Source organism: Pedobacter humicola (assembly GCF_056490705.1).
In genome coordinates this window covers 269,558-282,937 of sequence record NZ_JBWJIG010000001.1, presented here as the reverse complement: position 1 = coordinate 282,937, position 13,380 = coordinate 269,558, and the positions used below count along the sequence as shown (strand labels likewise).

General features: G+C 40.2%; 6 protein-coding genes. All 6 read right to left on the bottom strand.

Features of this window, described 5'->3' with window-relative positions:
• Window positions 1–3,132: a DUF6298 domain-containing protein gene (locus AC04Q1_RS01130; protein ID WP_478361017.1), complete on the bottom strand. Its 3,132-nt coding sequence runs from the start codon at window positions 3,130–3,132 to the stop codon at window positions 1–3.
• 178 nt (window positions 3,133–3,310) lie between these two features.
• Window positions 3,311–4,951 carry a pectate lyase family protein gene (locus tag AC04Q1_RS01125; RefSeq protein ID WP_478361015.1) on the bottom strand — a complete coding sequence of 547 codons (1,641 nt, stop codon included), beginning with the start codon at window positions 4,949–4,951 and terminating at the stop codon, window positions 3,311–3,313.
• A gap of 1 nt (window position 4,952) precedes the next feature.
• A complete protein-coding gene (locus AC04Q1_RS01120) occupies window positions 4,953–6,608 on the bottom strand; it encodes a pectate lyase family protein (protein WP_478361013.1) in 1,656 nt (551 codons plus the stop codon).
• Between the two features lie 394 nt (window positions 6,609–7,002).
• Window positions 7,003–9,018, bottom strand: a complete 2,016-nt coding sequence (locus tag AC04Q1_RS01115; RefSeq protein WP_478361011.1) for a RagB/SusD family nutrient uptake outer membrane protein — start codon at window positions 9,016–9,018, stop codon at window positions 7,003–7,005.
• A gap of 35 nt (window positions 9,019–9,053) precedes the next feature.
• Window positions 9,054–12,290, bottom strand: coding sequence for a SusC/RagA family TonB-linked outer membrane protein (locus AC04Q1_RS01110; RefSeq protein ID WP_478361009.1), 3,237 nt, complete (start codon window positions 12,288–12,290; stop codon window positions 9,054–9,056).
• A 401-nt stretch (window positions 12,291–12,691) separates the two neighbouring features.
• Window positions 12,692–13,369, bottom strand: a complete 678-nt coding sequence (locus AC04Q1_RS01105; RefSeq protein ID WP_478361007.1) for a DUF3826 domain-containing protein — start codon at window positions 13,367–13,369, stop codon at window positions 12,692–12,694.
• Window positions 13,370–13,380 lie beyond the last annotated feature (11 nt).

Here is a 13,380-nt window from a genome sequence, read left to right as displayed (position 1 = left end):
TTAAATTTTATTGATGATGATGACCTCGTCTCCCGATCCCACTTTATCCAGCTTGGCAATAACGCCACCATTTATTTTTTCTTCTTTAATTGCTTTACCAGTTTTGGTGTTCAATACTTTAATAATAAATTTCCCTGCTGATTTACTTAAATCAAGGTTTATAGCAGCTGATGAAGCATTATATAAGATGTAAGCCTTGCCTTGATTCTCCAAACCGTATTGTTTTGCCGTTTTTCCGGCAGGAAGGAATGGTTTCATTGAAGAAGAAGCTGTTAGTACCGAAGGCTCCATTCCATCAACATTAGAAAGCGATCCTCCAGCCATTAAAATAGCCCATCCGAAACTATCAAAACTATCGCCTGAATAGATCACGGCCTTTTCAGGAAATTTGTTTTTGTATTCCGCAACGGCATGGTATACTTCTTCGAAAGAAGTTTTTTTAGGTTTCAACAAACGTGCATGCTGACGTGGTGCTAAACTTAAACCTCCCTGTGGGGCATAAGCGGTTCCATCGGCCTGGTAATGCCAATACCTGATATCGATCAGATCTACAACGTTGGCACGACTTGGATCAGCTAAAATGGCATCCTGAACATCTTTGGTTACACTTAAACCAATGATTGGATGTTTACCGGTTTCTTTCTCCCATTCTTTAATGGTATCGACCCAGAATTGTACAAAGTGTAACGGACCTGTAAATTCCGCGCCGATCAACTGGATTACTCCGGTGTTACCTTTGAAATTCTCCAGACATTTTCTGATATACGCTTTATGGATGGCCCTGCGGTGTTCATTGCTGATATCGTAAAACTGCTCGGCCATAAAGATGCGTTTGTCGCCAGCATATGGCACAGGTTCCGGGAAACCCGTGTTGTTGATATTGTTGGCGGTACGCCATGGAAAATCGGCATAATGCGCTCCAGCCTCAATAATATTGTGCTGAAAATAATTCTCGTGGATTAAAACCAGGCCTTTTTGATCAGCTAAATCCGCAAACTGTTTTAGCCTGTCCCAGTACCAAAGGTTATATTTGGTAATATCGTATTTGCTCAGGCCATCCCAGGCTTTATCCTGTCCGCTACGGGCAAATGGCAGTTCGTAAAAAGGCGCCCAAACCTCGCCATCCATTCTGCGGATGCGTTCATGATCATCTCTTCTCCTGTCGTACCACAAACCATAATTGTGATCAAGCACCTTAACTTGACCATTTTTCATCGCATCTGTAATCGAATCTAAATCGTCGGTAAGGCCATTTCCCGAACGGCCTGGAACAAATCGGGTGATATGAAATTTAGTGTTCTTTAATGCAAACGGACGGGCGCTGCCGCTCCACCAAGGTACATCCTGACGATCACCGAGCACGATTTCACTGCCCCGAACCAACCAACCATTTTTGACACCCATAATGCCGGCAACTGCAGGTTGGCTCTCTTTATCTAAACCGATTTTATCAATGCTTTTTGCCTGATTGGCATCTGTAGGGATTTTATTTCTATCTGAAGCCGCATCAATATATTCTGAAACGGTTAATGCAGGCTTGTATGCCAATTTTGTTAATTTCTGAGCCACATCAACTGGTGGGCTGCTTGACGCTTCGGTTTCTACCGGAAGAACGAAATTTCTGGTTTCAGCTTCATTACCTATCCGATCCTTTAACTGTGCGTAATATAAACTGCGGGGCTGAATCTGTTCGTTTGACATATCCCAATAGCCATTTCCGGCAAATTGCGACCAGGTTCCGAAAGCCCAGTTTTGCGCAGTTGGCGGCTGAAAATTATCAACCCTGGCTGCACTACACTGCCAAAATACACTATTTGCAGCACTCCAGCCTGCACCTTGTCCATCCTGACCGCGGTTTAAATAGCTTAATGCTTGTCCATCAACATTTACAATATCAAAAAGCACACCTGATGCCCAGCTATCAATCGCACCACTAAAACTAAAAGGCAAATAAGATTGACATTGTAAAAATACATTTGGTCCGGGTGCACAAAAGCCAACGGCGAAATCGTGGTAGCCATATTCAGAATATAACCTTTGGAAAAGCGTTTGCTGTCCAGTAGTTAAAAAGGTAAATCGACGCTCCCCACCAATTTCAGAAACAGGTGCAAGCGATTTGCAATCTTCGACGGTAATTCTTTTTGCGGTTTCGAGTATATTAACGGCAGAACCTGCGAAATGTTCAAAAACCACCTGACGGACCCACGCATCTTGTACATTCTCCAAACAGATGGCTGTCCAGCGGTGGTATTCGTCTTTATTATTTTCTTTATGGTAATCGGATTCTATTTTTAAGTTTTCAACGCCTGATTGAGCAATTCTTCCATCCCATTTGTATTTTGAAACGGTTGCACCACCAAATTTAGCATCTAAAGCAGTTGTAATTGGCGCATTAAAAGAGATCGTATTTCCATTGATTGCAGTGATTCTTCTGTCCCAATGAACATCTCTTGTACCTGGTTTCCAACCCAAAGCACTTTCTCCACCACCAAATTCTACAGTTTTCAGGGTTTCGATCCATTCTTTAGTTGAAGGCCGATGGATTAAAATCTGGTCACCAACCTTAAACCCACTGGTATTCGATAGGGTAATTTTATCCGCATTAACAGGCACATAATTATCCGTAACCGCTATTGCCTGTTCTTCTTCCCTGTTCTTTTTACCTAAAATTCTGATTACCCCGATACGATCTAAACCTGTTGCAAAAATTTTCGTGCCATTTTCGCCCATGCCACTTCCACGAAGTACAATACCAGAAGCTGATAACCTTAATGTTCCGGCGACTTCATAAGTCCCCTTTTCCAATAAAACCGCACCACGTAAACCATCTTTTCCAATGGGTAGTTTAGCTACATAATTAATAGCAGATTGAATGCGTAAGGTGGCATCACCCTTTGAAACAGGAACAATTACTTTTACTGTCGCATTTGGAATAGCTCTTTCTCCTGCCATATAACCTGCATACGAAAAATCAGGAATGCGGTTTCCATCTGCATCTGGTGTATAAGCCATTTTGCCATCCTTCCCTTTAAATATTGGTTTTGGTGGCTCAACTGGCTTTGTTTTTTGGGCAAAAGAAAAGTTAGTCACTAAAAGTGCCATTACCGAAATCGGTATAATTTTCAGTCGCATGGCTTTTAATATGTGGTTAGTTTTTGGCATTAATGTTATTTTCTTTGTCAACAATCTATGAACGGTCGTCACCCTGAATTCATTTCAGGGTCTTTATGGCATGAAAGATGCTGAAATAAATTCAGCATGACGATTTTGGATAGAAGATACTCAGTATTTCAGCTTTAGTCTTTTTTCTTTAATCTTTCGCAGGCCTCACTTTATTGATATCTACCAAACTGTTCAAATACACTTCGATATTGGCATAACCAGATTTCGATAGCTTAGTAGCATCTTTGGCATCCTTAGGGTTAAGCCTGTTTTTGGCTTCCCAGGCATCCGGGATCCCATCGTGATCAGTATCTACATAAGGTTTCCCCTTATATTCCGGATAACCGCCTACTTGAGCGATATCGGAAATTATTCCCTGTTTATATGAATCGGCAGGTAAACGGCGTTTTACATAACTCTGTTTGGCTGGCAATTTACCATCTTCAATATGCTCGATTTTACCCGTAGTTACCTGTTTGATAATCCGTTGATCCACCGCGTCGCGTACCGGTAAAGATGCACCTGCATTGGCCAGGACATAATCATAAGCTTTTTTGGTATCCATAATGGAAATTTTAGCCATTGGCAAAGGTTTGTCCACTTTCATCGAATCTAAGAGTTTTTGTTTATCTCTTTTACTTTCTGGCTGAACGCCACCGTCCCAGTTGTTTTTGGTTACTTTTTCATTGCCTTCGATAATATTTCCGGTTACGTAAGCTTTCCCAAATTCGTTCGCGAATTTTTTGTCTCTACCTGATTCAGGTTTTAAGATACGATAAGATATCGGTTCGCCAGCAGGTGTAATTGGCCCGGGTTTGTAATAGTTGTTAATGAAACTATAAAATGAGGCATTATCGCCACCATCTGCACTGCGGTTCCACCAGTTGAAAATCACGTTATTGGCAAAACCAAAATCGCCATACATGCCTACGGATGGATTGCGGCTGATGTTCGATGCCCAAAGGTTACGCATGAAGGTTGAATTTAAGCCACCAATGGTACTTCCAAATGCATGGTTATAGGTATCTAAGGCTTCAGAAAAGATCGAATTTTGGATGGTCACATTTACTGTTGGGAGTTTTACAGGTTTAGAACCATCTTTGGGGTCGTAAACATGGCGATAAATCGACATGTTTTCATCCAGACCCCAGCTTGCCGAAACATGGTCGATAATGATATTTCCTACAGGATTTCCACCAATAGCATCATCCCTGCGGGTAACATCTGTTTGTCCGCGGCGGAAGCGCATATAACGGATCACCACATCGTGGGTATTGATCCAAACCGACTCTCCGGCTATACATATCCCATCACCAGGAGCACTTTGACCAGCTATCGTAATATACGGAGCACGGATAATCAATGGTGTTTTTAGTTTGATGATACCCGAAACATTGAAAACAATAATTCTCGCTCCACCTTGCTCACAAGCTTCACGTAAAGTTCCGCGACCAGAATCTTCCAGACTGGTTATTACATAAACCTTTCCACCCCGACCGCCAAAAGAATAAGCACCACCGCCTTCAGCACCCGGAAAGGCAACTGTTTTAGCTTGTGGCAAATCACTCGGTTTAGCCGCCCATGGAATGTAAGGTTTACCATGTTTCGCTTCTTCATCAACAATATGTTTTACCTTTAAAAATTGCAGCTCCGATTTTTCTTCGATGCTTTTTAAAAGTGAATCGGCTTTCTTTTCCATCGCCTCGGGAATAACCGGATATTGGGCAAAAGCCACATTTCCAATACCGCATAAAGCGATTAGGCTAAAAATTGAGTTCCAGGTACGCATATTAGTTAGGTTTTACGATTGAAACCGGAACAACACTATTTAAATACACCTCGATGTTTGCATAACCACTTTTAGTAATCTTTGAAGCATCAGAAGCATCTTTTGGATTGAGGCCATTTTTGAGTTCGTAAGCATCGGGCATACCATCATCATCACTGTCTTTGTAAGGTGTTCCTTTATAATCCGGGTAACCACCTACCTGAGAAATCTCAGTAATGATGCCTTGTTTGTACGAATCTTTAGCTAAACGGCGGTGTTCGAACTGAAAAGCAGAGGGTTTGGCATCAGGATGTACCTCGATTTTTCCAGTGGTTACCTGTTTAACGATACGCGTATCAACAGGATCTCTTTTCGGTAAGGTTGCACCAGCATTTGCCAATACATAATCTTTGGCCTGTAAGGTTGGGATGATGCTGATTTTTGGCATCGGAAATGGATCCTTGGCCTTCATGGCCGCAAAATATTTGCTTGCCGCTTCGAATGACATTAAATTTCCTTTTTTATCTTCCACCTGTACGCCACCGTCCCAGTTATTTTTGGTTACTTTTTCATTACCATCAATAATGTTTCCATTCACATAAGCTCTGCCAAAAACGACATATGGCAATTTGCTACGACCTGATTCTGGCTTTAAAATGCGATAACTGATCGGGTCTTTTAATTCAGTAACCGGACCAGGTTTGTAAAAGTTGTTGATAATGTTGTATTGTGCGGTATAATCGCCGCCATCTGTAGAGCGGTTGTTCCAGTTAAACACGACATTATTAGCGAAATTAAAAATGCCGTTCCAACCAATTGATGGATTACGGGCACCATTATCTGCCCAAAGGTTACGCACAAAGGCACAATTTTCACCGCCTAAAGTACTTCCGAAAGCATGGTTCCAATAATCTAATGCTTCAGAGAAAATTGAATTCTGTATGGTAATGTTAACTGTCCCTAATTTTTCTTCTGTTTTGCCAGTACTGTCGTTATACATGTGGCGGTACATCGACATGTTTTCATCTAATCCCCAGCTCGCCGAAACGTGATCGATCATGATATTCCCAACCGGATTTCCACCAATGGCATCATCCCTGCGCCCCACAAAAGTTTCACCTCTTCTGAAACGCATGAAACGCACGATTACATCATGGGTATTTAACCAAACCGACTCGCCAGCTACGCAAATGCCATCGCCAGGTGCAGTCTGACCAGCAATAGTAATATATGGAGCCCGGATCATCAAAGGCGTTTTTAACCTGATGATTCCGGCAACGTTAAAAACGACAATCCTTGCACCACCTTGCTCACAAGCGTCGCGTAATGAACCCGGGCCACTATCATTTAAGTTTTTTACGACAATAACCCTGCCGCCATGACCACCAAAGCTATAAGCGCCACCGCCTTCTGCTCCAGGAAACGCTAATAATTTAGATTGCGGCAAATCGTTCGGTCTGCCCGCCCAGGGAATGTAGGGTTTGCCCTCACCCGCTTCTTTTGCGATGATGGGCTTTGCTTTTTCCCAGGCGATATCCGATTGGTGATAGGCTTCTTTCATCATCGAATCAGATGATTTTTTTATATCAGCCGGGATATTCGGGTATTGTGCAAATGTATAATTCGCCGAGAGGATTAATGCTGTTGTGCACAACAGATTTAAAAGGTTCTTTTTCATTTTGTGTTTGCTCGTTGGGAAGAAAGAAAAATTACGAAAATATTTTGATTAGCAGAAAAAAACTAATCGCTGTTATCGAAAATCGTGGCTCATTTCTTTGTCTATCCTTGTAAATAATTTTGGTTAGAAAGTATATTATCTTTCAAATTTGCACGCAAAAAGCGCCTGTTTACTGTATAATTTTGGCTAGCTATTGTATCATCTTATCATTTGGTAAAAATACCTGTAACAAATCAAATTCATTCTCTCAGCCATGTTACAAGATAGAAATAATATTCATATATAAATGTAACATTCTTGAATAAAAAAAAAGGAAACAAATTCATGTTTCCTTTTTCAAACCAAATATAAAAAACCGGGGCGATGAGCAAACCGCCCCAAATATCTTAGCTCACTATTTTAATGGGTCAAAAGTGCCTGCTCCATTCATACTATCCCAACCGGTTGTTTGTTGCAGATATGGACTTGCCGATAATACCGTTTGATTAATCCCGAAAAAATAATATTGAGGATACCAGGTAAATTTCCAGTTTGCCGGACTGGTCTTATCCAGATCATCCCTTACACTTACCTTAAAGTAGTTATCATAAAGATAATCAACATACTGATCGTAGGAGGTAATTCCGTCAGGATAAGTCGCAGGATCTCTATCGATTAGTGGAGCTGCTCCTGACGCTGGTTTCAATAGCGGATCATTTGTACCAACGTAATCAGCGCCATCGATCGTTTTAACACCAATATAAAAACCCGTTCTACGTGTACCATTTAAAGGTGCGAAACCTAATCTCGCTGTTGTTGGACCGGATTCGAAAAGCATCCATCTTCTCAGGTCCCAAAAACGTTTACTTTCGTAAGCGAATTCAATTTTTCTTTCATTTAAAACGGCGGCAAATAATTGGTCTCGACTTAAGCCGGTGCCCAAACCGTAAGATCCGTCTGTACCTGCTAAAATCCCTGCCCTATCTCTTATTGACTTAATACCTTCAAAGCCTTCGCTTGGTTTGTCTGCACCGATGGCCGATTCGGCAAGGTTAAGCACAACCTCTGCAAATCGTATTTCCATATAATCGGTTGGGCTATTGCTAAAGTTGCCAATTGAATTATTGGCATTTGGATTGTTTGCTTTACATAAGTATATCCCGCTACCATTAGCTCCTTTTGTTTCTGTCGTACCATTATAGCCAGCTGTAGCCGTTTTTTTCCAAACATAAGTCCATTGTTTGTAATTAGTTGCTCCAGAATACGGCCAAATGGCGCCATTGTAAACAAAAGTTTTATAAAATCTTGGGTCTCTGTTTTTGTAAAACTTAGCTTCCGAATATGGATAGTTAGCAGATGATGCATTGATCGGTTTACCATCCCTCATCGGAAAGGCATCAACAATCTGTTTGGTTGGCGATATCGATCCGGCTCCATTGATTTCTCTTGATCGGGTAGCTTGTTCCCAACCATTATTTTTCTGAGGATTACCAGTTGTTAACGCATTAAAACCGAATGAGAAAACAGATTCGCTGCTATTATCGGTGATAAACATATTGCCCCAGGCTACTCCATTTGCTGTTCCACCTGTTTTATACAAATTAAAACCGTTAGCTTCAAGTAAGGTTTTAGCAGCCAAATTTGCCTGGTAAGCACGCTCCCAGCGTGCTCTATCATCGCTACGGTTAAAAAGCGGGCTTGCCCATGTCAACAAAACCCTGCCTTTTAATGCTGCTGCCGCTCCTGAGGTAATTCTGCCATTATCTGCACCTGTCCATTTTCCTGGCAATAAGGACACCGCTAAATCCAAATCCTTCACGATCTGTTCGATACAAACAGATGTTGGGCTTCTTTGTATTTCACTTGAACTTCCAGAAGTAATGATTGGATCTTGTGGCACTAAAACCAACGGTACTCCACCATACAGTTTAACCAGTTCGAAATATTGCCAGGCTCTCCAAAAATACATCTGTCCTTTAAATTTATTGGTAACATCTGTTGTTAAACCATGTTTATCGATCTCCTGAAGAAAAAGATTAATCTCTTTCATGCGTGTCCAGGTATTATTGGCTACACTACTAGGAAGGCGTTGTCCGAAATATTTCAGGGCATTGGTATTTACGTAAGAAATCTGTGCCCATTCTTTATTCCAATCCGTTTCACCCGCCAGTTCATCGGTTGTTTGCGTAAAGGCAGAACTATACACAGCATTTTCGGTAGCACTTTGCACCTGAACATTTGGGGTGCCGTTATTTGCAGGTAAGAACATACCATACACATAATCTACATAGCCCTGGGCCAATGAAGCCTCCTGAAAAACCTGTTCGTTAAAACCCGCATAATCTTTTTTCTCTTCCAGAAAACTGTCTTTACAGCTTGCAGTTAACATAACCAGCGAAACCAAAACATATATTATATTAATCTTTTTCATGTCTTTAAAATTTAATAGTCTTAAATTTTTAATTATTAAAACGTTACGTTTAATCCAAAAGAAAATGTTTTCAGATTAGGAAAAACATCGTACGCTGTATCGCTATCTCTATATGAATATGGGTTGTAAAAATTATACGGATTTAATGCGGTTGCAAAAACACGTACATTACTCAACTTAACTTTCTCCAATAAATTTTTAGGTAGCGAGTAGTTCAATTGTACACTTGCCAGGCGCATCCTAAAAGAAGATACTTTCCAAAAGTTTGATGTTGGACTCAAGCTTGTTGCTTCCCAGTTTGGATTTGGCATAGTACCTGTCGGATTGAGAATAGGATCATAAATATCACCCCAGATTTCCGGCACACTGGCAAATGTACGTGAAATGGAATTGTTCATTTTTTTACGTGCGTCGATTTCCGACCAACCACCGAAGGATCCCGAGATTACAGCCTCTATGCCTATTCCTTTATAATTTGCTTTTAATGTTGTTCCGTAGCCATAATGGTTGGTTGCTTTTTTTGATAATTGTACCTGATCGTTAAAATCGATGATCCCATCCGGACCAGCAAAAGATCCATCAGGCTGTAAAGGGCCTCTAACATCTCTATAATACAGCATTCCCGGTTTTAAATCCTTTGCCAAAACAGTGGTTGCACTTCCTGCATTTCCGGGACTAACTGCAGTAATCTTGTACTGACTTACATAAGCATCAATTTCTTGCTGATCTTTAAACATGCCTAAATAATCGTAACCCCATTTACCTACGTCGGAGGAGGTTCCATTGCGCGGATTCCATGGATATAGGACATCATTGGCATTATAATCGGCTTTGATTACCTTATTATCAGACCAGGCAAATCTAAAATCTACACCGTAACTAAAGTCTTTCCCGATTTTATCGTTCCATCCTATTCCCACTTCGTAACCAAAATAATCTGCTGTTGCAAAATTTTGCGAAGCTACAGAACCGCCAATTGTGATCGGAATATTGGATGTTACCTCTGTTAAAATATTTGTTGCATGGTTGTAATACCCGTCTAGTGACAAGGTGAGGCGGTTTTTTAAGAATCTTGCATCAATACCTACATTGTTCTTAAGCTCGTCACTCCAGGTTGCATCAGGATTTGGTGATGCTTCCATTTTATAACCTGCTGTTGTATTGCCATCTCCACCAAATACAGCGCCTTTGCCATCCTGAAAAGTATAACGTTGTCTCCATAACCAGGCTTTCGTTTGGTCATTACCCAATAGACCTATTGAATACCTAAGTTTTAAGAAATCAATACCTGGCACTTTAAAAAAGTCTTCTTCCGAAATTACCCAGCCCAGTGAACCTGAATAAAAATTACCCCAATAGTTACCTGGTGCAAATTTGGTAGAAGCATCACTTCTAAACATGAATTCTGCAAGGTACTTATCGGCATAGCTATAGTTGGCTCGCGCTACATACGATAGCGAACCTCCTTCCGATTTTGTGGTCGTACCATCAATCGCGCCGGTTGCCGAGTTAAACTGGCCATTTGTAAGTTGGATCGGATCTGCCTTTAATACAGTTTCGTTATCATAAGCCTGTTCTGATCGCTCTACTGTAGCTAATGCACCAATAGTATGTTTTCCGAAAGACCTGTTATAGGTGAGTATAAAGTTGGATTGTGTAGAGCTTTGTGTAGTATTAGAATAGTATAAACGGTTACCATTAGAAGCAACAAGGGCAGTTGGTAATGTTGCACCATCATAAATATGCTCGTTTGTGCCTAATTTTTTAAAAGTATACACATTATATTTTGTACCGATCTGCGATCCGGCACTGCTGCCCATATTTCTGGAATATGCGGCCCTTGCACTTAAGCCTTTAACAAAGGGAATATCATATTGTGCATTTAAATTTACCGTAAAGTTGGTGTTTTTGGTATTGGCAAGATTTCCCAATTTTTCGATTTCATAAAAATGATATGTCGAAAAATCATTTGTGGTTCCTGGTAGTTTAACCGGGTATCCATTAATGTATATCGGAACATAACGTGGTGCAAGGATAAGGTTACGATAATCATTGTCGTCTAATTCACTACCGATTTTATTAAAGGTTTTAATGAGTTCACTGTTGTTTCCTGAAACCTGTAAGCCCACTTTCAGATTGGTTGCCACTTTAATATCGGCACCTGATCTAAAATTCCATCTTTTAAAATCAAGACTGGAAAGGTTTCCGTCCTGTTTGTAATAAGCCACATCGCCAAAATAAGTTGCACGATCTGAGCCCCCAGAAACACTTAACGTATGTTTCATATTATAGGCCGATTTCCATGCATCCTCTAACCAATCATAATCGATGTTTTTAAAATGCTCTAATTCATCCTGACTAAAAAAGCTGTCAGCAGCAGATGCACCTGTTGGATTCACATTAGCACCATTTGGCCCGTTCATAATATTATAATACATTCCAAACTGATAAGCACTCAGCATTTTGGTTCTGTAAGCTTCATCATTAAAGGCATAAGAACCACTATAGCTAATACGGGGAGGTCCGATTTTACCACGCTTGGTTTTCACTAGCACTACTCCGTTACCAGCCCTGGTACCATAAATTGCAGCCGATGCATCTTTTAGGAAAGACAAACTCTCTATTTCAGACGGGTCTAAATTATTGAAAAGCGTAGCATCTGGTTGGCCGTTTGACGGGTTAATCTGGATTACATCATCAATAACATATAAAGGGTCTGTAGAACCACCATCTTTGGAGAATATTGTATTCGGATTTCTAATGGTTAGCTTTGCTGTAGAACCTGGTCTTGAAATCCCTCCACTTACACCAACTCCCAATATTTTTCCTGCTAGTGAAGCACCGATGTTACTGGCAGGTAAATCTTCAACCGCTGTTGCTTTTATATCAACAACAGCACCTGTTAAATGACTCCTTTTCTGTGTGCCATAGCCCACAACTACCACATCTTCAAGGTTTTTATTTTCAGATACCAATTTAACAGTAATGTTTCCCTGCTTACCCACTGTCACTTGTTGTCTTACATAGCCTATAAATGAGAAGACAAGTACATCTGCATCAGATTTTACCTGAATGGTGAAGGCACCATCACCATTCGTGCTTACGTTACTAGGCACGCCTTTGATACTTACATTCACGCCGGGGATACCGCTCCCATCGGCCTGATCAACAACTTTGCCTGTAACCTTTCGGTCCTGAGCAAAGAGGATTGTACTTGCCAGTAGCATGAATAGCAAGGGCAAAGAAATTTTGCGTAAAAATTTTAAGTTCATCTTATTATTTGGTTAGTTTTTAATTTGGTTTTGACGGGGTTTGAGCCCTTCGTTTCATGTTATTCCTTCTTTTAATTAAATAAAAACGTCGAAACAACGCTTATTAAAATGGAAACAAAAGAAAACAGAATGTAATTTGGCTCATTTTTTATATTTCGAGTTTGAGTTTTTTTTGGTTAGAAAGTATATTATAATTCAAAATTACAGTTAATACTACAGTTTGTAATTAAAATATAGCTATTTATTATATAATATTATCAGCTAAAACAATCATTATGCTATTCTATAATTTATATTTTAATTGATGATACAAGATATAAATAATTCATATATAAATACAATATTCTTAAATAAAAAAAAATAAAATAATTTTTTATGGATTTTTTCTACAAAAGATAACATCAGTGTCTATCTAAAACATCAGTTTTTACTTTTCTCCGCTTCTCCCACTCCGCTCCTTCTTTCTTTAAATCATATCCTGCAGCCGATAAGTAATTGTTAATACGGCCTTTATACTTACCAAACCAGGCATGCTTTTTATCTGACGATTCCGCATCCATCGCATGTTCCCGGGCTTCGGTCAACCAGATTAAGATCTGCTTTTTCTGATCCTCGGTTAATGTTAAAATTTCTTCCTGATAGGCCTTGTAGGTAATTGGCAATACGTTATAGGTCATACCATTTTTCACCCCTTCAACCTGCTCGGCAGTAAGCTGTGAAGAAAGTTTGCTGATATACTTCCTGTGCTGTTTGGCTAAAGCCGCGTCAACCATTCTGCCATCTTTGGCCAGGGCCGAATCGCGTTCCACTTTATTGTCTTTATTTTTCTCCTTGATCTCTTTAATCCTTACATCGCGTGCCGCATAAATGTCGTTTAACTCACTATACTGATCTCTTATAATAACGGTTATCTTTTCAGTTTTTTTCGGGTCGGTGATGCCAAGGTTACCCACAATCTTAGCTGAGCGTTCGGTAATCATTTTGGTGTAAGCTTCCTTATCGGTAGCTGCATTATTCTGGGCAAAAATTGCCATAATACTCGAGCACGTTAACAATAAGGCTAAAATTGATGATTTCATGTTTTGATATT